28 protein-coding genes and 1 tRNA gene are annotated in these 25,924 nt (G+C 63.0%); 21 read left to right on the top strand and 8 right to left on the bottom strand.

The features are described 5' to 3' along the window. The first annotated feature begins 74 nt into the window (after positions 1-74). Both CD351_RS02520 and CD351_RS02515 read left to right on the top strand, forming a co-directional pair. The gene (locus CD351_RS02520; protein WP_162627572.1) at positions 75-1,631 is read left to right on the top strand and encodes a CHAT domain-containing protein; all 1,557 of its coding nucleotides are present in this window, start codon (positions 75-77) and stop codon (positions 1,629-1,631) included. Continuing rightward, entirely contained in the window at positions 1,628-2,983 is a 1,356-nt protein-coding gene (locus CD351_RS02515; protein WP_111991156.1) for a hypothetical protein, read from the top strand. Before CD351_RS02520 ends, CD351_RS02515 begins: the two co-directional genes overlap by 4 nt. A gap of 40 nt (positions 2,984-3,023) precedes the next feature. On the opposite strand, the gene CD351_RS02510 is transcribed toward CD351_RS02515, so the two are convergent. Beyond that, positions 3,024-3,100 (bottom strand) — tRNA-Arg (locus CD351_RS02510). A 175-nt stretch (positions 3,101-3,275) separates the two neighbouring features. On the opposite strand from CD351_RS02510, the gene CD351_RS02505 reads away from it, so the two are divergent. From CD351_RS02505 to CD351_RS02430, 16 genes are all read left to right on the top strand, one after another. Continuing rightward, positions 3,276-3,668 carry a hypothetical protein gene (locus tag CD351_RS02505; protein ID WP_162627571.1) on the top strand — a complete coding sequence of 131 codons (393 nt, stop codon included), beginning with the start codon at positions 3,276-3,278 and terminating at the stop codon, positions 3,666-3,668. A gap of 51 nt (positions 3,669-3,719) precedes the next feature. Further along, on the top strand, positions 3,720-4,229 hold the full coding sequence (locus CD351_RS02500; protein ID WP_111991154.1) for an MmcB family DNA repair protein: 510 nt from the start codon (positions 3,720-3,722) through the stop codon (positions 4,227-4,229). Positions 4,230-4,280: 51 nt separating this feature from the next. After that, a complete protein-coding gene (locus tag CD351_RS02495) occupies positions 4,281-5,057 on the top strand; it encodes a sterol desaturase family protein (RefSeq protein WP_111991153.1) in 777 nt (258 codons plus the stop codon). After that, on the top strand, positions 5,054-5,491 hold the full coding sequence (locus tag CD351_RS02490; RefSeq protein WP_111991152.1) for a DUF2141 domain-containing protein: 438 nt from the start codon (positions 5,054-5,056) through the stop codon (positions 5,489-5,491). The genes CD351_RS02495 and CD351_RS02490 overlap by 4 nt, the downstream gene beginning before the upstream one ends. 170 nt (positions 5,492-5,661) lie before the next feature. Further along, a complete protein-coding gene (locus CD351_RS16070) occupies positions 5,662-7,698 on the top strand; it encodes a hypothetical protein (protein ID WP_111991151.1) in 2,037 nt (678 codons plus the stop codon). A gap of 74 nt (positions 7,699-7,772) precedes the next feature. Beyond that, positions 7,773-8,879: an App1 family protein gene (locus CD351_RS02480; protein WP_111991150.1), complete on the top strand. Its 1,107-nt coding sequence runs from the start codon at positions 7,773-7,775 to the stop codon at positions 8,877-8,879. A 27-nt stretch (positions 8,880-8,906) separates the two neighbouring features. Next, positions 8,907-9,866: an alpha/beta hydrolase gene (locus CD351_RS02475; RefSeq protein ID WP_162627570.1), complete on the top strand. Its 960-nt coding sequence runs from the start codon at positions 8,907-8,909 to the stop codon at positions 9,864-9,866. Between the two features lie 11 nt (positions 9,867-9,877). Further along, positions 9,878-11,269, top strand: coding sequence for a M48 family metalloprotease (locus CD351_RS02470; protein WP_174214232.1), 1,392 nt, complete (start codon positions 9,878-9,880; stop codon positions 11,267-11,269). Positions 11,270-11,293: 24 nt separating this feature from the next. Next, a complete protein-coding gene (locus CD351_RS02465) occupies positions 11,294-11,983 on the top strand; it encodes a DsbA family protein (protein WP_234027196.1) in 690 nt (229 codons plus the stop codon). After that, positions 11,983-12,969 (top strand): hypothetical protein, encoded by a 987-nt coding sequence (locus tag CD351_RS02460; RefSeq protein WP_111991147.1) that lies wholly within the window; start codon positions 11,983-11,985, stop codon positions 12,967-12,969. Before CD351_RS02465 ends, CD351_RS02460 begins: the two co-directional genes overlap by 1 nt. A gap of 114 nt (positions 12,970-13,083) precedes the next feature. Continuing rightward, a complete protein-coding gene (locus CD351_RS02455) occupies positions 13,084-14,319 on the top strand; it encodes a sensor histidine kinase (RefSeq protein ID WP_111991146.1) in 1,236 nt (411 codons plus the stop codon). After that, entirely contained in the window at positions 14,319-15,116 is a 798-nt protein-coding gene (locus CD351_RS02450) for a LytTR family DNA-binding domain-containing protein (protein ID WP_007165800.1), read from the top strand. The genes CD351_RS02455 and CD351_RS02450 overlap by 1 nt, the downstream gene beginning before the upstream one ends. Before the next feature lie 116 nt (positions 15,117-15,232). After that, on the top strand, positions 15,233-16,102 hold the full coding sequence (nadC, locus tag CD351_RS02445) for a carboxylating nicotinate-nucleotide diphosphorylase (RefSeq protein ID WP_111991145.1): 870 nt from the start codon (positions 15,233-15,235) through the stop codon (positions 16,100-16,102). Positions 16,103-16,137: 35 nt separating this feature from the next. Continuing rightward, positions 16,138-16,545: a hypothetical protein gene (locus CD351_RS02440; RefSeq protein ID WP_162627569.1), complete on the top strand. Its 408-nt coding sequence runs from the start codon at positions 16,138-16,140 to the stop codon at positions 16,543-16,545. Positions 16,546-16,612: 67 nt separating this feature from the next. Beyond that, complete coding sequence (locus tag CD351_RS02435) at positions 16,613-17,335, top strand: ribonuclease T (protein ID WP_234027195.1); 723 nt, start codon at positions 16,613-16,615, stop codon at positions 17,333-17,335. Between the two features lie 11 nt (positions 17,336-17,346). Continuing rightward, positions 17,347-17,868, top strand: coding sequence for a hypothetical protein (locus CD351_RS02430; protein WP_111991142.1), 522 nt, complete (start codon positions 17,347-17,349; stop codon positions 17,866-17,868). Positions 17,869-17,872: 4 nt separating this feature from the next. Here the strand turns inward: CD351_RS02430 and CD351_RS02425 are convergent, their stop codons facing one another. Together CD351_RS02425 and CD351_RS02420 are read right to left on the bottom strand one after the other, a co-directional pair. Beyond that, the gene (locus tag CD351_RS02425; protein WP_111991141.1) at positions 17,873-18,322 is read right to left on the bottom strand and encodes a nucleoside deaminase; all 450 of its coding nucleotides are present in this window, start codon (positions 18,320-18,322) and stop codon (positions 17,873-17,875) included. A gap of 45 nt (positions 18,323-18,367) precedes the next feature. Beyond that, positions 18,368-18,607 (bottom strand): hypothetical protein, encoded by a 240-nt coding sequence (locus CD351_RS02420; protein WP_111991140.1) that lies wholly within the window; start codon positions 18,605-18,607, stop codon positions 18,368-18,370. Between the two features lie 209 nt (positions 18,608-18,816). Here CD351_RS02420 and rpmB point away from each other — a divergent pair, with 209 nt between their 5' ends. Next, the gene (gene rpmB / locus CD351_RS02415) at positions 18,817-19,104 is read left to right on the top strand and encodes a 50S ribosomal protein L28 (protein WP_111991139.1); all 288 of its coding nucleotides are present in this window, start codon (positions 18,817-18,819) and stop codon (positions 19,102-19,104) included. A gap of 74 nt (positions 19,105-19,178) precedes the next feature. Here the strand turns inward: rpmB and CD351_RS02410 are convergent, their stop codons facing one another. The 4 genes from CD351_RS02410 to xseA are packed head-to-tail and all read right to left on the bottom strand — an operon-like array spanning position 19,179 to position 22,865. Continuing rightward, entirely contained in the window at positions 19,179-20,156 is a 978-nt protein-coding gene (locus tag CD351_RS02410; protein WP_111991138.1) for an esterase-like activity of phytase family protein, read from the bottom strand. 2 nt (positions 20,157-20,158) lie between these two features. Next, positions 20,159-21,109, bottom strand: coding sequence for a M23 family metallopeptidase (locus CD351_RS02405; RefSeq protein WP_111991137.1), 951 nt, complete (start codon positions 21,107-21,109; stop codon positions 20,159-20,161). 11 nt (positions 21,110-21,120) lie between these two features. Continuing rightward, on the bottom strand, positions 21,121-21,324 hold the full coding sequence (locus CD351_RS02400; RefSeq protein WP_111991136.1) for a DUF2093 domain-containing protein: 204 nt from the start codon (positions 21,322-21,324) through the stop codon (positions 21,121-21,123). A 41-nt stretch (positions 21,325-21,365) separates the two neighbouring features. Next, positions 21,366-22,865, bottom strand: a complete 1,500-nt coding sequence (xseA, locus tag CD351_RS02395) for an exodeoxyribonuclease VII large subunit (protein ID WP_111991135.1) — start codon at positions 22,863-22,865, stop codon at positions 21,366-21,368. Here xseA and purD point away from each other — a divergent pair. Next, positions 22,864-24,162 (top strand): phosphoribosylamine--glycine ligase, encoded by a 1,299-nt coding sequence (gene purD, locus CD351_RS02390; RefSeq protein ID WP_111991134.1) that lies wholly within the window; start codon positions 22,864-22,866, stop codon positions 24,160-24,162. The genes xseA and purD overlap by 2 nt on opposite strands. A 44-nt stretch (positions 24,163-24,206) precedes the next feature. Then, positions 24,207-24,566 carry a hypothetical protein gene (locus CD351_RS02385; RefSeq protein ID WP_111991133.1) on the top strand — a complete coding sequence of 120 codons (360 nt, stop codon included), beginning with the start codon at positions 24,207-24,209 and terminating at the stop codon, positions 24,564-24,566. 362 nt (positions 24,567-24,928) lie between these two features. Here the strand turns inward: CD351_RS02385 and CD351_RS02380 are convergent, their stop codons facing one another. Continuing rightward, a complete protein-coding gene (locus tag CD351_RS02380) occupies positions 24,929-25,921 on the bottom strand; it encodes an adenosine kinase (protein ID WP_111991132.1) in 993 nt (330 codons plus the stop codon). Positions 25,922-25,924: the final 3 nt, after the last annotated feature.

Genomic DNA, 25,924 nt, shown 5'->3' with positions numbered 1-25,924 from the left:
GGGGCTCATCAAAGCAAGAGGGGGTTGAAAAGCGCGCCGGCCAAGGCATGACTGCCAAGTGTATGGGAGGGAACATGAAATCGATATCGAATGCGGTCCATAGCTTGCTGGCCCTGACAATGTCGCTTGCCCTGCCGCCTGCTGCATCTGCGGCGCAGAATGTCTGCCTCAGCGAGGATACGCCCGCCTATGAGCTTGCCGAGAAATCGCTGGCTGCGGCGCAGCTGCTGATCGCATCGCGACCGGGCCGCGTTGTCGAGCAGAATATCGCCGCTGCGGGAGACCGTTCGAACGAGCTGCGCGATCTGTTGCGCAGACGCGACCGCCTGCGCGCCGATGCCGGTCGCTCCGAGGCCAATCCGCTCGAAGTCGATGCCTCACTTGCGAATATCGAGGAAAGTATCGAGCAACTGGCGCCGGGCCTGCTTGCAGATCTGGTCAATGAACCGCGCTCGGCCAGGGCGCTGCAAGCCGCGCTTGCGAGCGATCAGGGCCTGCTCCTTTATGTGAGCGCGCCTGAGCATTCCTATGCCTGGTATCTCGACAGCGACTGCCTTGCGTGGACCAAACTGACCGATTTCGGCTCTGCCGCCGCGACACCGGTGATCGACGATCTGCGGCGCGCCATCACGCCAAGCGTCGCAATCAGGGGAGAGCGTCCGGCCCCCGCGCAAGACGCCCGCGAAAACGCGCCCGCCTATCCGCGCGAGATTGCCGAGAGCCTTCATCGCAAACTGCTCGGCCCGTTCGCCGAGAGGTTGGCGGACAAGCGCGAGATTATGCTCCATGCCAGCGGCGAAATCCTGTCGATCCCCTTTTCTGCCCTGATCGATCCGGCAACGGGGCAATTCGAGATCGAGAACCGCGTCTATGCCTTGCTCCCTTCGCTCAGGGCGCTGGATGCAGGAGCGGTGCGGCCCGCGACCGGAAGGGACTTTCCGATCCTGGCGATCGGTGCGCCCGGCGATGGCAATTCGCCCGAACTCGAATGGCTCGGGCCGCTCGATGGGGCACGCGCAGAGCTGGAATCGCTCGGGCGTCGCTATCCATCGCGCACAATCATATTGGACGGGCCCCAAGCGACCAAAACCGCGCTCAGTCACAATCTCGACCATGCCAAAGGCGGGTTGCTGTTGTTCGCCACTCATGCGCTCAGCACCGGTCTGGGTGAAAGCGCAGTGACCGGCCTTTTGCTGAGCGCGGAAGACGGCGGTGAAGGCAATCTCGATGGAGATAATGCGGGGCCGCAGTTACTGACGCCGCTCGACATCTCACGGCTCGAGATTGCAAGCGATCTGGTGGTGCTTTCGGCGTGCGACACCTGGGCCGGGCCGGGCCATCATGCCGGTGAGGCGTTGACCGGGCTTGCGCTCGCCTTTTTCGAAGCGGGGGCGACCAACATGATCGTCACGCACTGGCCGATCGCCGACCAGTCGGCAGCCGTGTGGTCGGAATATCTCGTCGCGCAGCTCAGCAAGAGCAGCCTCACCAGTACCGAGGCAATCCGCGCCAGCCAGATCGCTCTCCTGCGCGATCCGTCGGGCCGCTGGGACCACCCGCGCCATTGGGCCCCGTTCGTGCCCGTGATCGGGATGACGACTTCGCGCACTCAGGAGGTAGCCATTCGATGACCAGGCACCGCTTTCACGCCATCTGCGCTGCGGCGCTCGCCTGCCTCCTCTCGGCACCTGCGCCAGCGCTCGCCAACGGTTTCGACCGGTCCGAATTCGAAGCGCAGATTGGCGAGGTGGACGCAGTCTACAAGAGCGAAGGCACCGACGCCGCGCTCGCAATGCTCGAAGCGCTCGATCAGTCTTACGCCCGCAGCGATGAGGGCGCGCTGATCGAACGGGGGCGGATCGCTTACGAAATCGGCAAGCTCAAGCTCTTGCGCGACGAGGACGAGGCGGCGATTGTCCAGTTGGACCGGGCGCTGAGCCTGTACAGGGCACATCCCGCACCGCCCGTGGACTATGTCGTCGATGCTCTGGGCAACCGCTCTTCGGCAAATCGCGGATTGATGCGCAACGATCAGGCCTATGCCGACAGCCTCGAAGCGGTCCGCTATGCCGAGCGCAACGCCCCACCCATCTCCCATGCGCGGCAATTCGCCTACGATATGCACGCAGCCGCCGCGAGCGCCACCGGCCAGCCGCTCGAATGGCAGCGGTACCTGCGCCGGGCGCTGACGATCGCGCAGCAGCGGCCCGACGGCAATCCCTATGACCTGGCCACAATCGCAGCCACCTATGTGCGCGGACTGGTCTTTCAGGACGGGCGAGCGAAGGAAGGCGTCGCGGTGGTCGAAGAGGTGATCGGATCGCTTGAGGAGCGCATCGGCCCCTCAGAGGCGCTCGCCGATCTCTTGCGGGCCTATGGCCTTGCGCTCAGCCGACTGGGCGAAGAGGATCGCGGCACACAGCAGGAACTGCGCTCGATCGCCATGCTGCAATCGCTCCAGCAGGACGTCACCGGCGACAACGCGCAACTGTACATTTCCGAAGCGATTGCGCGGCATAACCTCGCTTTCAGCTACCAGAAGACAGGCCGTTTCGCCGAAGCGCGCGAGCAGGTCGATGCGATGGCGGCGATCATGGATGCGCGCCTTCCCGACAGCCACGTCGTGCACATCTTCACCGACCGCCTGCGCGCGCTGGTGATGATCGACACGGGCGATAGCGAGGAAGGGCTGGCCCTCCTGCGCCGCCGCTATCAGGAATTCGCGCAGCTGGTGCCTGCTACCGAGCTTCGAAAGATACGCTGGCAAGGCGATCTTGCGCGCAGCGCGCTGGAAACCGGCGACATGGCCGAAGCGCGCACATTCTACGAAAGCGCCCTCGAAGGCCTAAGCCAACGCGCCGACCAGCGGCGAAGCGACGTGGTGCTGTCAATGCAGGAGTGGGAGGGACAGCGCACGATCATGGTCGGCTACGTCGAAACCCTCGCCCAACTGGCCCAGCCAAGCGATCAATCCGGAACATGACCCGAGCGCAGCCAAGCTGCTCAAGCCAGAGCGAGGAAAATGGCGCACCCGACAGGATTCGAACCTGTGACCTCTGCCTTCGGAGGGCAGCGCTCTATCCAGCTGAGCTACGGGTGCCTTTGCCATCACAGTGATCAGGCGATTGCGCATGATCGTGCTGGGCGCGCCGCTTAGCAAGCCTGTTGGCCGAGCGCCAGATGAATTGTGCCCGGTCATGCGCGAAGCGCTCGGCTGTGTGCTCCGGGGGGCGGTTTAACAAATCGGTAAGCGGCCTGAGATTATGCATGTGTTCATGTCGGCTCTTCCCCCCAGCCAGATGCGCGCGATGCGCTTTGCCGTGCAGCCTGAGATGCACCAACACATCTCGACCGAGACCCGGTGGGATGCCCTCCACATCCGCGCTGACGAGGTTGCAGCGCTTGCGCAGCTCGCGCCTGAAAAAGGGGTGCGCAGCGGTAAGGAGTTGACCGATCGCTTTACCGAGATCGAGCATTGGCAGGTCGACCTTGCCCAGCGCGGGATCGAGGATCTCGATGCGCTGATGAAAGCGGGCCTCACGGCGCTTGAAACGCTGGTTGAACGCGGCACCGATACGACCGCCCCGGCGCTTGCCCTGTGGCGCGAATTCTATCACGGGCGCGAAGCCGTGCTTTCGCTTCTCACGCCCCGCCCGGCGGCTGCCTGAAGGTACACCTCAAAGCTTGACCGCGTTCGCGCTATGTTCCAATCATGGGGCATGAGCCAGCAAGTACGCCGTGTACTCGATTCGATTTCGCCAGAGACTGCCGCTGATGTTGCGCGCGGGATCAAGCGGTTGTTCGCCCGCAACAATATCTGGTGCGTGGAAGAGATGGCTCTGAAGAATGCCAGAAACGAATGGCGCCGTGCGGACCTGATGGGGGTCGATGCGCGTGGGCAGGTGGTGATCGTCGAGATCAAGGTCGCGCGCAGTGACCTGCTGGGCGACACCAAATGGCCCGACTATCTCGATTTTTGCGACCGGTTCTTCTGGGGAGTGCCGCCGGGTCTCGACCGCTCGCCGCTCGATGGCGAGGTCTACCAGCCGGAGCGCTGCGGCGTGATCGTTGCCGACGGCTATGACGCAGAGATCGTGCGCCCCGCGCCGCTCGAACCGCTGGCCGCGGCCCGGCGCAAGGTGCAGGTCGAACGTCTCGCCCGCACCGCGATGCGGCGGCACACCGCGCTGCTCGACCCTGAATGCAGCCAGTTCGGGGTTGAGGAATAAGCGCATAATCACCCTCGCGCCGGACCGGTTTGTAAGTCATAGTCCGCAGCGATGATCCCCGGCGATACCCCGTTCTGGCTGGCCTTTCTGATTGCCGGCACCGCGATGAGCGTCATGGTGATGCTGCGCTATTTCCTCGCCAGCGGGATGTTCGCGTGGATCACGGCCCGCGCCCGGCCCGGCCTTTACGCGAAGCAGCGCAAGCAGATCATGGCCGAGATCCGCTGGTCGCTGATTTCCGCTTTCATCTATGGCGCGCCCACAGGAGTAGTCTTCTGGCTCTGGCGCCATCACGGCGTGGCGCAGCTTTACACCGACTGGAACGCCCACCCCTTGTGGTGGTTGCCGGTTTCGGTCGCGATCTATCTGTTTGTGCAGGACAGCTGGTTTTACTGGACCCACCGCGCGATGCATCACTGGCCCGCGCTCTTCAAAGCGGCGCACCGCGTTCATCACGAAAGCCGCCCGCCGACCGCGTGGACCGCGATGAGCTTTCATCCCTGGGAAGCACTGAGCGGGGCGATCGTCATTCCGGTCCTCGTCTTCCTCGTCCCGATCCATCTCGCCATGCTCGGCGTCGTGCTCGCGGTCGCAACGATCATGGGGGTGGTCAATCACATGGGCTGGGAGATCTTCCCGAGGAGCCTTGTTCATTCTGCGTTGGGAGGCTGGGTGATAATGGCCAGCCATCACGAAAAACACCACGAGGATTATCGATGCAATTTCGGGCTGTATTTCCGCTTCTGGGACAGGGTCTGCGGGACCGATCGCGGGCTTTCAACGCGGCTCGACAAGCGCGAGGCGGTGCTTGCCGGGGCGCGCGGGTGAGGCGCTTGGCCGCTTTTGCAGGCGCAGTCGCGCTCACAGGTTTTGCATCCCCGGCGATGGCTGGGACGGTCACGATCACGGTCACCGATCTGCGCAACACCGACGGCGTCATCCGCGCTTGCATGACAACGGTCGAAGACGTCTTCCCGCGCTGCATTCGTGATCCCAAGTCGCACCGTACGGTCGTGCCAGCAGGCAACAACGTCACCATTCGTTTCGACAATGTCGAACCGGGGAAATATGCGATTGCCTTGCTGCATGACGAAAACGAGGACGGCAAGGCGAACCGCGTGCTCGGCATGGCACCCAAGGAAGGGTATGGTTTCTCGCGCGATGCGCCGGTTCGCATGGCGCCGCCCGAATGGGACGATGCGGTCTTCGACGTTGGCGAAGGCAACCAGCGCGTCTCGATCAAGATGCGCTATTTCCTTTAAGCGCCCCTGCCAGATTAAGGCCTTGAAACTTCAGCGCCGCGCTGCGGCATCGGTCCTGCTCGCCCACATGGACAATTAACGCAACTTTCCGGCGTGACTTAACACTATGTTTACCACGTCCCTTCAAAACCGCGATGAACAGGCGTTTTTCAAGGGGCAAGAGCCGAGCCATGGACAATCTTCGGGGTACTTTCGACAGCGAGCTTCCTGCTGACGACAGCGACGATTGGGGTGCAGACACTTCTGTACCCGACGAAGAGGCCGTGCGCGAACTGCCGCCCGAGGCCATCGGCCAGGACGAACGCCGCATGCAGGTGCGCGCCTACAACCATTGGGCAAGCCTCCTGGGCGAAGCGACCTTTCCGTCAATCGAAGACCTCGAACCGCAGAATCTCACCGATTTCGGTCCGAACTCGGTCCTGCTCGATTTCTCGGCAGGGATCGAGGACCCGGTGGTCCAGTATCTTGGCGACCGCCTTGCCGAAGAATGCGGAACAGACGATATCGCGGGGATAAAGCGGCTTTCCGATGTGCCGCCGCGCTCGCTGCTAAGCCGTATCACCGACCATTACATGCAGATCCTCGCCAATCAGGCACCGATCGGTTTCGAGGCTGAATTCGTGAACCAGCGCGGCTCCTCAATCCTGTATCGCGGCATCCTGCTGCCCTTTTCCAGCGACGATGAAACGATTGATTTCATCTACGGCGTCATCAACTGGAAAGAGATGGCAGACGCCGCAACCGCAGACGAATTGCTGCTCGAGATCGATCAGGCGATCGAGCATGGCGATGCGCAAGAACCGGCCATCGACGAGGACACGCCGCAAAAACATCATTCGGACCCCCTCACCGAATGGGCCGATGCGCCTTCGCATGAAAGCCTTGAGGAGGCCGAACAGCCAGAACTGCACGATATCGCCGATATCGATGAAGACCCGGCTGCACTGGCCAATGTGGCGAGACTTGGTTCGGACATGATCGGCGACAATCTGCATGACGATGATCAGGGCGACGACATGCCCTTCCCCGATTTTGGCCATTTCTCGCTCGACGACGAAGACGAGCTCGACGAATATGGCGAGCCGATCGAGGATGAAGACGAGGGCGCAAGCTACAGCTTTGCATCGCTTTCGGATTACATCGACGCGCCTGCCAAGAAGGCGGTCGACCTCGATGCAGAATTGTTCGACCCCGAAGACTACAAGGTCGATCACGCCGACCAGCCAGTCAGCGAACCCGTATCGCAAGGTGGCGACGAGAGCGAAGACACGATCGCAAAGGACATCGTCGAAAGCGACGGCATAATTGATCCACTCGACCTTGCGGGTCTTGAAGTGGCCGAGAACACTGACGAGAATGACGGCGCGGACACGATTGAAGGCGCGATTGGGGAAGCGGGCGGAATCTCGGCGGAAGAACCGAGCGAAGAGCCGCTGGACCTCGACGAGGTCGCGGCGTTCGAACCTGAGCCTCAGGCCATCAAAGCGCCGGTAGCTCTGGATGATGCCCAGCCATCGGTACAACCTGCACCCGAAGCGGTCGCGGCACCTGTCGCTGCACCACAGCCGGCAGAAGACATCGCCGCGTGCGAGCTTGCCGAGGATGCGGACCTTTACGATTGCCTTGCCGCAGCACGCGAACTGGCTCAGACCGCCAGCGTTTCCGAAGACCGCACCCGCAGCGCGCTCTATGCCGCAGTCGGGCGCGCCTATGACTTCTCGCTCGCCGCGAAGGACGAACCTCAAGCCTATGAAGAGCTGATCGAGGAGAGCGGCCTCACGGTCCAGGATCGCGCGCCTATGACCCCGATCGTCAAGCTCGTCTTCGGTCACGATTACGACAAGACGCGCCTAACCGAATATGCCGCCGTGCTCAGCCATGCGCATCGTATCGGCCTTGAACGCGGCAGGCTTGCAGGGTTCCTTGGCGAAGCCGATGGGGGCCTCAAGGGCGTGGTCGCGGCCGAACGCCGCCTCCGCCGCGAAGAAGCTGGCAAGGAAGTCGAAGCCGAAGGCGATGTCCGCGCACAACTGGCGCAGAAATTGCGCGAGCTTGAAGAGCTTACGCTCGAAGCGCTGTCGGGCGAAGGCCCCGAGTTTTCGCTCGTCATGGTCCGCCGCGATGGCAAGGGCAATGTCGCCCTGATCGGCGAGATCGACGATGACGTGAAGCTCATCGAGCGGGCGGGCAAACGCCTCGTAGGCTGATACCGCCGGTACAAGGCCAGCAAGGCGCTTAAACCTCTTGGACTTGTGAGCCCAGCCGGGTAACCGGTTGCGACATGCCCATCGGCCCCCTCTCCCGCCGCGCGCCCGTGCGCGTACAGCCCTTTTTCGGCTATCGAAACGCTTCGCGCCTCACTCTCAATGCACGCGCGATCCGCTCGCGCGAACCGGAATTCGAGAACCGCAGCTTCTGGCGCGATTTCTCGACCATGGTGAGCCAGTATCTGAGCCACGAAGTGCCGGGCCTCCCGGTCGAGCTTGAATACAGTTATGGCGATGCGCCCGGCGTGACCCACACCGCCGTGACCGGGCCGGAAGGGTTCGCGCGCTTCGACATCGACCTGCCCGCTCCCTGCATCCCGCCCAAACGCACCCGGTGGGAGAAAGCGACCCTGCGCTGGGGCGAGGGGGAGCAGGCGACGGCCTATATTCTTACGCCGGGAAGCGAGACGCAGCTCGGCATCATCTCGGATATCGACGATACGATCCTTGAAACCGGGATCACCGGCAATTTTCGCAAGATCGCACGCAACTGGAAGCGAGTGATGGCGCAGATGCCTTCACAGCGTGTGATCGTGCCGGGAGCGAGCGCGTTTTACGCCGCAATCGGCGGCAACACAGCCGGTGCGCGGGAACCGGGCAGGGCGATCGACGCACTTGCGCCGGAAGCGCGCGTGCGCCCGGTATTCTACGTCTCGTCGAGCCCGTGGAACCTGTTTTCCTACCTCGTCACTTTCAAGCGGGAGCGGGGTTTGCCGCTCGGTCCGGTGATGCTTCGCGATTGGGGCTTCAATCGCAAGACGCTGGGCAAGGAAGGACATGGCTCGCACAAGCGCGACGCGATAGAGCGCATCCTCTCGATGTTTCCCGAGCTGAAGTTTGCGCTGATTGGCGACGATTCGCAAAAAGACCTCTCGGCCTTTGGAAGCATCGTGAAAGCTCATCCGGGCCGGATCGCGGCGGTGTTCATCCGCTCCGTCGCAGACGAACCGCTCAGCGATGAGGAGCGCCGCGCAAAAGAGGTGATCGAGAAGGCCGACGTCCCGCTTTGGACGGGCGGCGACTACAGCTCGGCTGCCGATTTTCTTGAACAGACACAGCTCGATTTCGACGGCGGGGTCGAACGGCTCGTGCGCACGGCGAGCGAGGGAACACCGGGCTGATCGCCAGCGCGAATGGAGAGACCACCAGTGAAGACATTTCTGACCATTTTCGGCGTGATCGCGGTGCTCGGCGTCGCTTCGGGTATCTATCTGGCGATGACCCTGTCGCGCAACGGCCCGGCGCTGCTTACCGCGATCGACCGCGTCGCCGGGGGGAACGGCGGCGCGAGCGAGCTTGAGGTCGCCTCGACCGGTTCTCACCCGGCGCAAAAGCTGCATGTCTGGGGCAGCGAAGAGGCATCTGGCGAAAAGCGTCCGGTGCTGGTCTTCGTTCATGGCGGAGGCTGGCGCAGCGGCGATCCGGGCACTTACGGTTACTTTGGCCACGCATTTGTGCCGAAAGGGTTTGTCGTCGTGCTTGCAGGCTATCGCCTGGGCGAAGACGGCATCTATCCCGGCATGCTCGAAGACACGGCAAGCGCGATTGCCTGGACCAAGGCCAACATCGCGCGTCATGGCGGCGATCCGGAGCGCATCGTGCTCGCAGGGCATTCTGCCGGAGCGTATAACGTCGTTCAGGTCGCGCTCGAAGACCGCTGGCTTGCCGCGCACGGGGCGTCCCCAGCCGACATTTCCGGCGTGATCGGAATGGCCGGACCCTATGACTTCGCGCCGTTCAAGCGGGATTCGACCATTGCCGCGTTCGGCCACGTCGATGACGCCGCCGCAACGCAGCCGGTCAACCATGTCAGCGCCGATGCGCCGCAAATGCTGCTGATCAACGGCGAGAAAGACGAGCTTGTCGGTGCCCGCAATGCGCGCCTTCTGGCCCGGAAGATCAAGGCCGCAGGCGGGCACGCCCTGACCATCATCCCCGAGGAGATGGATCACAACGGCCCCATCGTTAACCTCGCCGCACCGTGGCGCGGCAACAGCGAGTTCTTCGACCTCGTCTCAGGCTTCGCCATAGCGGTCACCAGCGAGGCAGGTGACGTTGCGACGACCCGCGATGACGTTTCAGTTCCCGTTCAGGACGAAACGGGTTAGCACCTGTCCTGATGCGCCCCGCCCAACAAAGCCTCCTTCGGCCCACCCGCTCGCTTGTCGCTTACGCGCTGGCATTCTTTGCCGCCTGTGCGATGGCGATCCAGCCGGTTTCCGCGCAATCGATTCTGCGCGACGCGGAGACGGAAGAACTGCTGCGCGACATGGCCTATCCGCTGATCGAGGCGTCCGAGCTTGAGCCGGAAAATGTCGAGATCGTGCTGATCAACGACAACTCGATCAACGCTTTCGTCGCAGGTGGTCAGGTCGTCTATGTCCACGCCGGGCTGTTGAACGCGGCGGAAACCGCCAACGAAGTGCAGGGCGTTATCGCGCACGAGCTTGGCCATATCACCGCAGGCCACGTCGTTCGCTTCAACGAACGCACCAGCCAGGCACAGGGGATCACGATCCTCTCGCTGCTGCTCGGCGTGGGCGCGGCGCTTGCAGGCGCAGGCGATGCGGCTTTGGGCGCGATCATGGCCGGACAGCAGGCCGCCATGGGCAGCTTCCTCGCCTTCAACCGCGATCAGGAAGCCGCAACCGACCTTGCCGGCGCGCGCTATCTTTCAGGCGCCGGAATTACGGGCAAGGGCATGCTCGATTTCTTCGATCGGCTGCGCGATATGGAAATCCGCCGCGGTTTCAGCCAGTCCGAAGCGGCGTCCTACGGGCGCACTCACCCGCTGGCAGGCGACCGTATCCAGATCCTTCGCGGATTGCTTGAAGCCGATGCCGCGTGGGACACGCCTCCCGATCCCGAATTGCAGGAACGCTTCCTCGCCGCGCAGGCCAAGCTTTACGGCTATCTCGCAGAGCCGCAGCGCGTCATGCAGCGCTACCCCGAAAGCGACCAGAGCGTGCCCGCGCGCTATGCCCGCGCTTACGCCTATCACAAGGACGCGCAGGTCGAGAAAGCCGTGGCCGAGGCGGATTCGCTGCTGATGACCGAACCCGACAACCCCTATTTCCTTGAGCTGAAGGGGCAGATCCTGCTCGAATCGGGTCGCCCCGAAGAGGCGCTCCAGCCGCTTCGCCGCGCGGTCGATCTGACGCTTGGACAGCCTCTTATCGCAGGGATGTTCGGCCACGCGCTGATCGCGACCGAGGATGAGGCCAATTTCGACGAGGCCGAGCGCGTCCTGCGCTCCGCCGTTTCGCGCGACCGGTTCAACCCGTTTGCCTGGTATCAGCTTGGCGTCGTCTATGCCGCGCGCGGCGACATTCCGCGCGCAAGGCTTGCCAGCGCCGAACAGCAGGTGATGAGCCGCCGCTATCCCGAAGCGCTTCGCAGCGCGCAGGCCGCGGAGGCCGGACTGCCCGTCGGCTCGCCGGACTGGATCCGCGCACAGGATATCTCGCTTCAGGCGCGCGCGGCGCTGGAACGGATACGCGACAGCCGCTAGAAACCGTTCGCAATGGAAAACAGCTTGAAAAACTCGCTCCTGACCGCGGTCACCGCGCTCATCTTCGGATTTCTCGGCGCGGCCGCATGGTCCTATATCGGGCTCGCCGACAATCGCACGCGCGCTTACCTGATGGAGAACCCCTCGATCCTTCAGGACGTGGCGCAGGCGCTTTCGGACGAACAGGCGCGTGAACGCCTCGCTTCGGTGGGGGATGAGCTTTTCACCCCCTTCCCCGGCGCGATCATCGGCAATCCGCAAGGATCGAAGGTGCTGGTCGAGTTTACCGACTACAATTGCCCCTATTGCGAGGCGAGCCTTGCCGACGTGCAGAAGCTTGTGGCCGAAGACCCTGACCTCAAGGTCATCATGCGCGAATGGCCGATCTTTCAGGGCAGCGAGGATGCCGCGCGCATGGCTCTCGCCGCAGGGATGCAGGGCAAGTATCGCGAATTTCATGAAACCATGTTCGAGCTTGGCGACACATCGCCGCTCGGCGTTGAAACCGCAGCGCGCCAGATCGGCCTCGACATGGAACAGGCGCGGGCCGATGCCGCTAGTGAAGCGGTCAGCCTCGAACTCGTGCGCAACCTGACTTTCGCGCAAAGCCTCGGCTTTTCCGGAACGCCTGCCTTTATTGCGGGCGAAACCCCGTTTGGCGGCGCGGTGGGCTACGAAGCTCTCAAGGAAGCGCTCGACGAAGCGGACAGCTGATGCTCGCGCGGCTTGTCCCGGCGCTGGCCCTGCTTGCGATGCCCGGCACGCTTGGGGCCAAGGTCGACTGGAAACGCATTGACCTTGCCGCCGAACGCGCCGCGATTGAAAACTACCAGTCGTTTGATCAGCGCCTTCAGGATGTCGGCTGGAAGCTTGTGCGCGGCAACGCCGAATTCTGTGACCGCGTAATCCCGTCAATCGGACTGCAATTGCAGGACCTCGCCAGCTATGGCGGCCCCGAGATTGCACGCCGCGCATTGGGCATGTCGGGCGACTTCGCAGTGCAGACTGCGGCTCGCGGGTCGCCTTCTGCGACGAGCGGAGCCTTTGATCGCAACCGCGAGATTGCCGCGCTCGGCTCGATCGATCCGAACCTCTGGGAAGCCGAAGATCGCCTCGACTGGGCGCGGCTCAAGCGGGCGCACGATCATGTCGACGCGGTCTTGTCCGAGAGCGGAGCAATCGAAATAGCCTTTGCCGACGGGACCCGCCAGCACGCGACGCCCGTCCCCGTCTGCGCCACCAGGTTCGAGCTTATGGGCGATGGCCGAAAGGCGGTTGCCGATGGTGAGCGGGTGGTCATCGGGATCAGGTTCGAGGCCTTCTCCTACGAAGAAGAGGTGTTCGCAGGCGTTGTCGCGCATGAGCTTGCGCATAACCTACTGGGCCACACCGCCTGGCTCGATCGCAACGGGCGCACACGCCGCAATGTACGACGGACCGAACGCGAGGCCGATCGCCTGATGCCGTGGCTGCTCGCCAATGCGGGATATGACCCGGTGGCAGCGCAAACCTTCATGGAAACATGGGGCAAGCGGCATGATGGCGGCTTGTTGCGCGGGCGCACGCATGATGGCTGGGACGAGAGGGCCGAATTCATCGCCGTCGAAATCCCCACGATCCGCGCGCAGATGGAGCACACCGGCACGGCCGACTGGCGCACGCTTTTTCGGCGCGAAATCGACCCGGATGCAGGTCTTTAAGCCGCAGCGAACCCGCTTTCGTTCTGCGACAGGCGGTTGCGGATATGCGCCCACCGCCGCCATGTGCAGCATTAGATCATGCGACGAACCGAAAAATCGGCTACATGAGGGGTCATGTCGATGATGCGCATCCAGCCTGCGCCCTTTTTCGCAAGCAAGAACCGTGCGTTCTGGAACCTGCAACTGGCAGGCTGGGGCGGCTATTTCCTGCTTCGCACCGTCGTCGCGGTTGCCAATGACCAGCCGCTCAATTTGCTTGCGGTTCTGGTGGTAACGACCGTCACGGGTTTTTCGATCAGCCTCATCCTTTCGGTCATCTACCGCCAGCTGATCGACCGTCAGCCGATTGTGACCTGGGGTGGCTCTGCCGTCGTTCTGATGGGTGCGGTGATAGTTTATGCCAGCATCGATGCGTGGTTGCAGGGCCTTTATTATGGCGGCACGCGAGAGACGACTTTTGCCCAGCGTTTTATCGGCCTGTCCTTCATTCCGCTCACGCTGCTCGGCGCGTGGAGCGCGCTTTATTACGCGATCAATTTCTTCCTGACGGTTGAGAGGCAGGCAGATCGGCTCGAACGACTGGAGGCGCAGACAACCGCCGCGCAGCTTGCCATGCTGCGTTATCAGCTCAATCCGCATTTCCTGTTCAACACGCTGAATTCGATCAGCACTCTGGTCCTTTTGAAGCAGACCGGGCCTGCCAATGCGATGCTGACGCGCCTTTCGGGCTTTTTGCGCCACACGCTCATCACCGAACCGGGCAGCCAGGTGACGCTCGCGCAGGAGGTCGAGACGCTGCAACTTTATCTCGATATCGAGCGCATGCGTTTCGAAGAGCGCCTTCGCACCCATTTCGAGATCGACGATGCGGCGATGGATGCGTGCCTGCCGGCCATGCTGCTCCAGCCGCTCATCGAAAACGCCATCAAATACGCCGTCAGCCCGCAGGAAGAAGGCGCGCGCATCTCGCTGACCGCCCGCGTGATTGGCGAGCGGCTTCGCATCGCGGTCGAGGATACCGGACCGGGCATCGAAGGTCCCGTTCAGCTTTCTATGCTAGAACACCTACCCGAAGGCGCCGGAAAGCCGGTTTCGACCGGCGTTGGCCTTGCCAATATCCGCAATCGACTGATGCAGGGATATGGCGAGGATCACGTCTTCGAGACAACCTCACAGCCCGGCGGCGGGTTCACCGTGCTGATCGAGATCCCCTATGAACCTGTAGAGCAATCGCAATCCGCTGCTTCGGCGGCATCGAAAGGCAGACTTGCAAAGTCCGCGTCCCCCGAAAACCAAACGCCGGACAACGTGGTCGCCCTCAACCCCCAACGCGCAATCGGGAAGACATAATGACAATTCGCACCATCATCGTCGATGACGAGAAGCTGGCCATTCAGGGCCTCGAATTAAGGCTCAAGGCGTTCGAGGATGTCGAAGTGATCGACACCTGTTCCAACGGGCGCGAGGCCATTCGCAAGATCAAGACAGAGAAGCCCGACCTCGTCTTTCTCGACATCCAGATGCCCGGTTTCGACGGCTTTTCGGTGGTCAAGGGCGTGATGGAGATCGAACCGCCGCTTTTTGTTTTCGTCACAGCATTCGAAGAACACGCGATCCGCGCGTTTGAGGCCAATGCGGTCAATTACCTGATGAAGCCGGTCGACGAGGACAAGCTTGCCGACACGGTCGAACGCGTGCGCCAGCGCCTTGCCGAGAAGAAATCGGCTGAGGATGCCGAACAATTGATGGACGTTCTCGCCGAAGTTGCGCCCGATCGCGCGGCCGACTTTGGCGGCGATAGCGCCGAAAGCGCGGACCGCTTCGAAAAGCTCATCAACGTCAAGGATCGCGGCCAGATCTTCCGCGTCGAGGTCGACCAGATCGAACGTATCGAAGCCGCGGGCGACTATATGTGCATCTACACCGCCGAAAATTCGCTGATCCTGCGCGAGACGATGAAAGATCTCGAACGCCGTCTCGACCCGCGCGTGTTTCAGCGCGTGCACAGGAGCTGGATCGTCAATCTCGACCAGGTGCGGCAGGTGAAGCCGCACACGAACGGCGAATGCTTTCTGGTGCTCGATTCGGGCGCAGAGGTGAAGGTAAGCCGCTCGTATCGAGACGTTGTCGCGCGCTTTGTGCATTGATTTTGCGAGTGCGCATCCGCGCACTCGTCCTCGGCGCTGTCCCTCCGCTTCGCTACGGGCACCTGCGGGCGCCCGGTCGGGCTTGCGGACCCGGTGGGTCCGTTTATTGAGAGGTCATGCCTGACTTCACGCTCCCCGGTTTCGACCTCGACAAATTCATCCGCGAAACGCTGGCCGAGGATCTTGGCGAGGGGCTTGAGGGTGGCGGGCGCGATGTCACTTCAGAAAGCGTGATCCCCGAAGACGCGCGCTTTGCAGGCGTCATGGACAGCCGCGATGCCATCGTGGTCGCAGGCCTTCCGCTGGCTGAGGCGTTCTTCCGCCATCTCGACCCGCACTGCACCGTCCGCAGCCTTGTCAGCGATGGCGATGCGGTGGAGCCGGGCGCGGATCTCATGCACCTCGAAGGCAATGCCCGCGCGCTCCTGACTGCTGAGCGAAGCGCTCTCAACATCGTCCAGCACTTGTCGGGCATCGCCTCGATGACGCGCGACTATGTGACCGCGATGCGCGTCGGCAGCGCGACCTGCACGCTGCTCGACACACGCAAGACGCTTCCCGGCCTGCGCGCGCTGGAGAAATACGCGACACGCCAGGGCGGCGCTCAGAACCACCGCATGGGCCTGTGGGATGCGGCCATGATCAAGGACAACCATGTCGCGGTCGCAGGCAGCGTCGGCGAAGCGGTCGCCCGTGCGCGCGATGCAGGCGTCAGCCCGATCATCTGCGAGGTCGACCGGATTGACCAGATCGAACCCGCACTCGAAGCAGGCGCGCATCACCTGCTGCTCGACAACATGTCGCCGGTCATGCTCAAGGAAGCGGTGGCGCTGGTCAGCGGGCGAGCGAAGACCGAGGCTTCGGGCGGCATCAACCTCGACACAATCGCGGCCAAGGCGGCAAGCGGGGTCGACTATTGCTCGGTAGGCCGCCTGACACAGAGCGCGCCTGCAGCTGATGTCGGGCTAGATTTCAAACCGCTGTGAGGATCGCGCAGGGTCCGAGGCCATGGCCGATCCATGTGTTCGGCTGGGCGCTTTTCGTCGCCGCTCTCATCAATCTCGTCGAAGCACTGGGGGCGCACGAGGCGCTCCTCGCAGGGCGATGGTACGAACGCGTGCCGATCGTCAACTGGACACCCGAGAGGGCCATAATCGCGAGCTTTAGCCAATTCACGATTGCGCTCATCCCGCTCGTCTGGATCACCCTTTTCGCATCGAGCAGGGCGCGCTGGATCGTGCTGGCATTCGGCGTTTTGAAGCTGGCGGGAACGCTTCTCTCCGCCGGTTCGCAGGTTATCTCGAAAGCGCCGGAAGTGGTTGTGCTCGAGGCGGGATTGGTGGCGCTTGCGCTCGTCATGCTGTTTCTGCCCGCAACGTCCCGGTGGCTGGGAATGAGGAGGGACCACGATGTTGCAGCCTTCGCATGATCGCCCTCTTCGTCATCGCAAGTGGCACAGGCAAGCGGCGGAGCCCCACACAAAAGCGTCCCGCAGGATGATCACTCGCCGCATTGCCGCCTCGTTGTCGTTTCTCGCGATGACAGAGGGCGGAGCGGCAGTTGCCCACGCCCAGGCCTATCAATGCCGCTCACCTTCGGTCGCCTCGGTCCCGCAAATCGCCCCCGACGGCCCGCGCCGGGACACGCCCGTCACCGGCTATACGCTGGCGCTCAGCTGGTCGCCGGAGTTCTGCAAACCGCGCGAGGAAAGCCGAGCTCACCGTGTCCAGTGTTCAGGCGACAACGGACGGTTCGGGTTGGTCGTCCATGGCCTGTGGCCGCAATCTGCGCGCGGGAGTTGGCCGCAATGGTGCGCTGCGCAGACCCGCCTGACCCCAGCGCAAATCCGCAAGCATATGTGCATGATGCCCTCTGCGCGCCTCATCGCGCGGCAATGGGCGAAGCACGGCAGCTGCATGACAAAGCGCCCGCAAACCTATCTCGGCGTCACCCGCATATTGTGGAACAGCCTGCGCATCCCCGATTACGACCGGATCAGCCGTGAAGACGGCCTCACCGCAGGCCGCATCCGCTCAGCCTTCGCAGATGCCAACGGGTCGAGCTGGCAGCCAGGCCATATCGGCGTGAAATTGAACGAACGCGGCTGGCTGCAGGAGATTCGCCTGTGCTACTCTCGCCGCTTTCGCCCTACACGCTGCGACGATGCGCGTTTCGGCGCGCGCGATGACGTGGCGGCAAGGATCTGGCGGGGGCTGTAGGGGGAACGAAAATGAGTGACTGTCAGGAAACGACATTCGAGGTGTGGTGGCACGGACCTTACACGTTCGAGGAGCTGAAGAAAAAAAAGAAGAGCGCTTTTGCACGAACGCTCAAGCTTTACGCCGTATATGGGGACCACCCTTTATACGGTCGGCAGGTCCTAACCTATATCGGCAAGGCGGTACGCCGAGACCTAATTACTCGATTATCTGAGCACAACCTTGAGCGAGAACCGATATACGTCGCCAATGTAATGCGATTCGACGGGTGGGCTAAATCCAACGCGATTGCAGACGAAGATGGCTGGGACCCTAAGTATTTCCTGGGTCGGGATGACGAGGAACACATTTCTCGCATAGAGGAACTGCTTATCTATGGGCTGTGGCCAGCCGGCAATCTACGGAACAAGAATACGGCTCGTCATTCGTCTCAATACCGCATCTTCAACACGGGGGAGTTGGGTAGCTTGCCGCCGGAATTGAGTGGCGAATATATGATCGAGAAAGCTCCGCTGCCGGATGAACCCGGCTAAACTCTCACCGCCGCTCCCTAAAAAACCTTCGCAGCAGCTCCCCCGCCTCTTCCTCGCCGATGCCTGAATAGACTTCGGGCCGGTGGAGGCATTGTTCCTGCTCGAATACGCGCGCGCCATGTTCTACCGCGCCGCCCTTGGGATCGCTGGCGGCGTAATAGAGCCGAGCTATGCGAGCATGAGCGATCGCGCCTGCGCACATCGCGCAAGGTTCCAGCGTCACCCACAGATCGCACCCGGTCAGGCGATCATTGCCCAGCGCCGCAGCAGCGCGGCGAATCGCCACGATCTCTGCATGAGCGGTGGGATCGCAGCCGGTTCGTGTCTCGTTATGTCCCTGGGCGATGATTTCGCCGTCCTTCACGACCACGGCGCCAATCGGCACTTCGCCAAGTTCGCCGGCGGCGCGCGCGCGGGAAAGCGCGCTGGACATGAAAGAGGCCGGGAAACGCATTTCCGCGCTGTCCCGGCCTCATCCGTTCAAGTCAAGTGTTGAGGCTTATTCGCCGTCGGGGCCGGGTTCGCCCGCGTCAGCTTCCTCGACATCGACGTCAAGCGTGGGGACTTCGACGGTCTCGGTGCCGCCTTCGACCGAAACTTCTGCAGCGTCGACGTCGAATTCGGGCATGTTGCCGCCTTCAACTTCCGGCAGTTCGGCTTCTTCGGTCTGTTCGACGTCGCACGCGGCGAGGCCAAAGGTTGCAGCGGTAAGAGCGGCAGCAGCGATAATCTTTTTCATGTATTCCTCCAAAAACGAGCGAAGGACCGGTCCTTAGACGAACTCGGCCACATTCTCGACATAAACGTTTGGTGCCGTCAGAAGGTTCCAACTTGACCTTTGGTGCCCTCAAACGTATGTGCGCCGCTTTCCGGGATAACCCGAATTTTTCCACGGCGCGCCGATTCGACCGGTGAGCCTCACGCATATTGAACGAGACGAGAGATACCATGTCGCGTATTTGCGAACTGACCGGCAAGGGCCGCCAGGTTGGCCACAATGTCAGCCACGCCAACAACAAGACCAAGCGCGTCTTCCTGCCCAACCTGCAGAACGTCACGCTGATGAGCGAAAAGCTCGACCGCAGCTTCAAGTTCCGCGTGTCGACTCACGGTCTTCGCTCGGTTGAGCATAATGGCGGTCTCGACAACTGGCTGCTCAAGACCAAGGACGACAAGCTTTCCACGCGCGCCCTCAAGGTGAAGCGTGAGCTGAAAAAGGCTGTCGCCGCAGCCTGATCGCCCTTTTGGCGTAAAATGATGCGGGAGAGGCGTGCGGGTTGACCGTCACGCCTTTTTTGCGTTTGCGCGCTCTATTGCTGATCGGCCGACGGATCGAACACCAGCTTTGCCAGCAAGGTGCGCTGAAGGACGGAGAAATTGTCGTCCGATATGATCCAGACCGCGATCGTTCCGTCTTCTAAAGGGCGCACGGCAATGCCTTCATAATTCTCCGCCGGTATCACGCTGTCGAGGTCGAACAGGATGCTGGCCGACCATGCGCCAGTCGCGGCGCGGTCCGGGGGATCTGCGATTGCGAGCTTGCCGGTGAAGGGCGGGATACCCAGCGCGACCCGGCGCAGGACGAGGAGCAGGCGCCCATCGGGCAATTGCGCCATGTCGGTCACGGCATGGTCGCTTGCGGGGTTTTCAAACGCGATCTGCCGGGGCGCGCCGCCTGTGACAGGATCGGCGTCAAAGATCAGCGCTTCGCTGCGGCCTTCTGGGATGGCGAGGAAGCGCCCGTCTGAAAGCCGCTCCATCGCTTCAAGCCCGCCATTGTCATACCAGTCGAACTCGCCGCCCAGCATGCGCAATTCCTCGGGCTCGCTGCGGGGCGAATAGCGATGGATTGCATGGGTGTTCTCGATCCCCAGCCAGAACGTGCCCGTCGCCGGATCGCGCGTGGCAGATTCGATGTCCCACAGCATCCAGTAATGTTCAGGCTCGGCAAAATGCTGGCGCGAAACGCGCCGGTCTTCAGCCCGTTCGAGCGGCTGGTCGGGTTCGGTCATCGTCAGAAGGTAGCCGCGATCCGAATAGGCCCGAAGCCGCCCGCTGCTCAGCGCAAGGAGCGCCGAATAGCCGCCAAATCGCAGGTTGGGTTCGGTGGTGTATTCCCACACGCCCTCAACCCGCCACCCCGGCGCATCCACCTCGCTTGGACCGGCGATCTGTTGAAGCTCGATCCTTTCGGGGTTTTCGCGCGGGATCTCGCTGCGCAGCCACATGGTCGGTGCGCACAGCGCCGCAACGAAAAGCCCCGCGAACAAGCGCCGCCTGCGTGGCATTGTCAGTTCATCGGGCCTGTAAAGAGCAGCGGATCGAGCCGCGCCGCGTTCCACTTGAGGCCCCAGTGCAAATGCGGCCCGGTGGCGCGGCCCGTCGCTCCGACATTGCCGATATGATCGCCCTGCTTCACCGCCTGCCCTTCCTCAACGACAATGCGCGAGGCATGCAGGAACGCGCTGTTAAGCCCCGCTCCGTGGTCGATGATGATGAGCGAACCTTCGAGGCTGAAACCCGTGCGCGCCAGCACAACCACGCCATCGGCGGGCGCAACGAATGGGACGCCTGCGCCCGGAGCGATGTCGATGCCCGAATGGTAGCTGCCCGGCTCGCCGCGATAGATGCGCTGGCGGCCGAAAAGCCCGGAAATGCGGCCCTTGACCGGCCAGATGAAGTCCTGCGTCCAGCCGGTTGCGCCGGTTTCCTTTGCGCGCGCCTCCTGGATCGCGTTCCATTCCGGCTCGCGCCGCTTCCACCAGGCCTCGCTCGACCCGCCGGGGCGTTTGGCGACATTGACCCGCTGGATCTGCCATTCGCGCGGTGAGACCGATATCCCTTCGCTTATGATGCGCCCACTTTCGAGCGTCGCCGTGAGCGGCAGGCTGTCCGCGCTGTCGCGGTCGAAAGCGGCGAAAAAGCTGCCATCGGGAGCGATGTCGAGCACCTGCTCGCCCAAAGAGGCGCTGGCCGTGCCGGTCGGGACTGTCCCGCGCACAAAGCCGCCCTGGGTGAGCTCGCCCGAATAGCTGAAAGTCGCCTGCACATTCGCAGCGCTCGCAACCGAGGGGGCGACAGGCTCACCCGTGATCGTGACATCCGCCTGCATCGGAGCCGGGGCGGATTGCGGAGTGGATTGCGGGACGGGCGCAGTTTCTTCAGGGCCCGGCTCGGTCCCGGCGCAGCTGACAAGCGCCGATACCACCAGCACACCGGGCACCAATGTCGATCGAATCATGGAAAAGCCGCTCACCCCTCGCCAAGCAGGCGGCGGGTGGCGATTTCAGGCGAGGCGTAGGCCTCCTGATGCTCCGCGCTCCAGTAAAGAAGCTCCTCAAGCGGGATGACTTCGGCAGTAACGGCGCAGATCACGTGCTGGCCGGGGCGCAACACGCGGAAGCTGGAGGCACCGTAATAGAGCTTGGCGGCTTTTTCGCTGGACGACATCAACATGAAAATTGCCTTAGCATGAGGGGCGGGGGGCTGTCAGCCGGTCATTCTCGCCCGAACAGGTCATCCTGTCGGGGGTTTGGCGCGGCGGTGCGGCGCTTTTTCACCGGCGTCGGTTTGGTGACTGGGGGCCTTGCGACAGGCGGGGGCGGCGCTTCACCGACGCCAACATCGATCCTGCCGTCGGCGAATTCAAGGTTGAGCGCGGAGTGCCTCGCGGCGTCAATGCTGGCGGTCACCACGTCGCCTGAATTGCTGCGCACGATGGCATAGCCGCGTTCCAGCGGCTTCTTGGGATGCAGCTGGCTGGCGAGCCGGGCGAGCGCGTTGAGGCGGTCTTGCGCACTGGCAATCGGGCGTTCGATCAGTCGCGGCGTCAGGCGGGCCCCAGCCAAAGCCTCCTTGCGCACGCTCAATGCGTTTGTGAGCAGGCGCGGCGCAAGGCGTGATTTGACCCCGGCCAGTTCCTGACGCCCATGCGCCGCCCGGTCGATCAGACCGCGCCGCAAGCGGTCGGCAAGGTCGTCCAGCCTTTGCGCCTGAGGCTGCAGCAGCACCTCGATCCGAGGCATCCGCCGGGTGCGCGCCTCGAGCCGCTCTCGCCCCAACTCAACCGGGCGATGCACCGCGCGGCGCTGACGGGCGGAAAAATCGGCAAGCGTTGCCTGCAAATCGGCGCGCACCGGAACCGCCATTTCAGCAGCCGCCGTAGGGGTGGGCGCACGGCGATCTGCGGCATAGTCTGAAAGCGTTGTATCGGTTTCATGCCCGACCGCCGAGATAACCGGAATGGTACATTCAGCTATAGCGCGGACGACGATTTCCTCATTGAAGCTCCACAGGTCCTCGATCGACCCGCCGCCGCGTGCGACGATGACCACGTCGGGCCTGCGCACCGCACCGCCTTCGCCAAGCTCCGAAAATCCCCGGATTGCGCCGGCAACCTGCTCTGCCGCGCCCTGCCCCTGAACCAGAACCGGCCACACGATCACATGGCTGGGGAAGCGATCCGCGAGCCGGTGGAGGATGTCCCGGATAACCGATCCGGTTGGCGAGGTTACAACCCCGATCGTGCGCGGCAGGAACGGCAATCGGCGCTGTCGCTCGCGCGCGAACAGGCCCTCAGCCTCAAGCCTCGCTCTCGTCTTCTCCAGCAGCGCGAGCAGCGCCCCCTCGCCCGCGATTTCAAGGCTGTCGATCACGATCTGGTATTTCGAGCGGCCCGGATAAGTCGTCAGCTTGCCGGTCGCGATCACTTCGATGCCGTCTTCGGGGACGAAAGCCAGCCGCTCGGCATTGCCGCGCCACATCACCCCGTCGAGCACCGCCTTGTCGTCCTTCAGCGCGCAGTACATGTGCCCCGACGCGGCGCGCTTCACCCCCGACAATTCCCCGCGCAGCCGCACATAGCCGAAACGCTCCTCGACCGTGCGCTTCAAAGCTTGCGAAATCTCGGTGATCGAGAGCGGCTCGGCGTTGTCGCCCGCCCGGCTGCGCGCTACCAGCCCGGTGTCTTGCGATGAGGATGAAGGAGTGCGCGCCATGAATGTCCTGCTGTTGGGATCGGGAGGACGCGAACATGCGTTAGCGTGGAAGCTGGCGCAATCCCCGTCTCTAACGAAGCTCTACGCCGCCCCCGGAAATCCCGGCATCGCCGAGGAAGCCGAGTGCGTTTCGCTCGATGCGAGCGACCATGGCGCGATTGTGGCTTTCTGCCGCTCGCACGAAATCGCGCTGGTCGTGATCGGGCCTGAGGCGCCGCTGGTCGACGGCCTCGGCGACAGCCTGGCCGCCGCCGATATCCCCGCCTTCGGCCCGTCCAAGGCCGCTGCCCAGTTGGAAGGCTCTAAGGGCTTCACCAAGGATCTTTGCGCCCGCGCCGAGATCCCCACCGGAGGCTATGTCCGCACCCATTCGCGCGATGAGGCGGTTGCGGCGCTCGACGATTTCAGCGCGCCCTATGTCCTGAAGGCGGACGGTCTTGCTGCGGGCAAGGGCGTGGTGATTTCCCCGACGCGCGAACATGCCGAGGCGACGCTTGCCGACATGTTCGGCGGGCAATTCGGTGAAGCGGGCGCGCAGGTGGTGATCGAGGAATTTCTCGAAGGCGAGGAAGCGAGCTTCTTCGCGATCACCGATGGCACGCATGTCATCCCCTTCGGCACCGCGCAGGATCACAAGCAGGTGGGCGAGGGCGACAAGGGCGCGAACACCGGCGGCATGGGCGCATATTCGCCCGCGCCAGTGCTGACCGAAGCGCTGCAACGGCGCGTCATGGAAGAGATCATCCGGCCCACAGTCGACACCATGCGCGCCGAAGGGATGGCCTATTCCGGCGTCCTTTATGCCGGGTTGATGCTGACCGCGACCGGGCCGCAGCTGATCGAGTACAATTGCCGCTTCGGCGACCCGGAATGTCAGGTTCTGATGATGCGGTATGAAGGCGACCTTGCCGCGATGATGCTCGCCTGCGCCAAGGGCGAGCTAGATGGGGTCGATGCGAGTTTCTCGTATGAAACCGCGCTCACCGTGGTCATGGCAGCCAAGGGCTATCCCGGCACACCGGAAAAAGGCGGCGCAATTGCGTTGGGCCCTTTTGCGAACGGGGCCGAGGCGAACGGCGCAAAGGTATTCCATGCAGGCACGGCGATGAAAGACGGTTCGCTGGTCGCCAATGGAGGCCGCGTGCTTAACGTGACGGCGACTGGAAAGAACGTAACCGAGGCTCAATCGCGCGCATATGACGCAGTCGCCAAAGTCGACTTCGCCAGCGGCTTCTACCGCCGGGACATTGGCTGGAAAGAAGTGGCGCGCGAAACGGGCGAAATTTCGCAAAATTGATCTGGATCAACGACAGACGTCGCTGAATATTACATAGTTCGGGCATGCTCAAAATCATCCCCCCACTCACCGCCGTCGCCGCATTGATGGCGCTTGCCGCCTGCCAATCGGCCAACGCCCCCAGAGTCGCGACCGAAGCGCCGCCTCCGCCCGCTTTCGTCGAAGCCGCCTGCGCAGGATGCCATGCGGTCGAACCGCCATTCCTGTCGCCCAATATGCGCGCGCCGAGCTTCGAAGCGGTCGCCAATCGCCCCGGCGTGACCAAGGCAACGATCAGGGCGTGGCTCAGGGATGCGCACAACTACCCCGAAGATATGGATTTCGACCTGACGCGGGAGCGGGTCGACCAGGTTGCCGACTACATGATCACGCTGAGGCGGGACGATTACGTGCCGATGCCGTGAGGCTGCCCAATGCCTTGAGGCTGCGCATGCCTTGAAGGGCGCGCAGATAGCAATTTCCTACTCGCCCACGCGCTGCCAATATGTCGGCGGCTCTTTCACATCGTCGGGTTCGGTCAGACAGTGCGCCGGGTCACACTTTTGCGCTCAAGGTGACACTTTTCGGGCGCAGGGTGACACTTTCGCTGGCTAAAGTGACACAAAGGCGGTTTTGCCCCTGGACCGTGTAACATGCGGTCCACTTCTCGAGTAAGTGATTGAAACACTTGACGTTAAACGAGCGGGCCTCGGCGCCGCAAGCGCGCCGCAGCGGAGCGGAAGGGGGCAGCACCGAGGACGCTCGCCCGGATGGATGAGCGCACAGCCTACAAGCGCTCTTCCATCAGCGCCTTCATGTCGGCTTCGGGACGCGGGCCATAGTGAGCGATCACCTCAGCCGCCGCGATTGCGCCGCGCTTGAGGCACACTTCAAGTCGCTCGCCCTTGGCATAGCCCGAGAGGAAGCCAGCCGCGAACTGATCGCCCGCGCCGGTCGTGTCGACGACCTTGGGAACCGGCACCGCGGCAGTCACCGCGCGCTCTCCATGCGCGCTGGCGACCGCGCCCTTGGCGCTGCGCGTGGCGACGAGGACGGGGACCTTGGGCGCGAGCGCGTCGAAACCCGCCTCGAAGTTGTCCTCGCCCGTCAGCGTTGCAAGCTCGCTCTCGTTGACGAACAGGATGTCGATCACGCCATCGTCGATCATCGAGCGGAAGTCGTCGCCGTGACGTTCGATGACGAAGCTCTCGGACGCGGTGAAGGCGACCTTGCGCCCCGCTTCGCGCGCAACCTCGATCGCGCGGCGCATGGCGCGCCGTGGCTCTTCGGGGTCCCACAGATAGCCTTCGAGGTAGAGGATCCCGGCGCTGGCGATCAGGTCTTCGTCGAGCGCTTCGGCGGGCAGGAACTGGCCTGCGCCAAGGAAGGTGTTCATCGTGCGCTCGCCATCGGGAGTGACGAAGATCAGCACGCGGCCCGTTGCCGGTTCGCCGTCTCGGGCCGGCGTGTCGAAGTCGATGCCGGTTGCGCGCATGTCGTGGCGGAAGACCTTGCCAAGCTGATCGTCGGCGACCTGTCCGATAAAGGCGCATTGCAGGCCCATCGTCGACAGGCCAGCCAGCGTATTGGCCGCCGACCCGCCGGAAAGCTCGCGCGCTGGGGGCATGGCATCGTACAGCTCGTCCGCCCGCGCTTCGTCGATCAGCGTCATGCCGCCTCGGTTGAGCGCAAGCTCTTCGATCAGGGCCTCTTCGCAAGAGGCGATGACGTCGACAACAGCGTTGCCGATGGCGATGACGTCGTAGCGGGTGTCGGTCACGAA

Source organism: Erythrobacter sp. KY5, assembly GCF_003264115.1.
Lineage (GTDB): Bacteria > Pseudomonadota > Alphaproteobacteria > Sphingomonadales > Sphingomonadaceae > Erythrobacter.
Note: the sequence above shows the minus strand (reverse complement) of the source record. Positions and strands in the feature narration are given on the sequence as shown.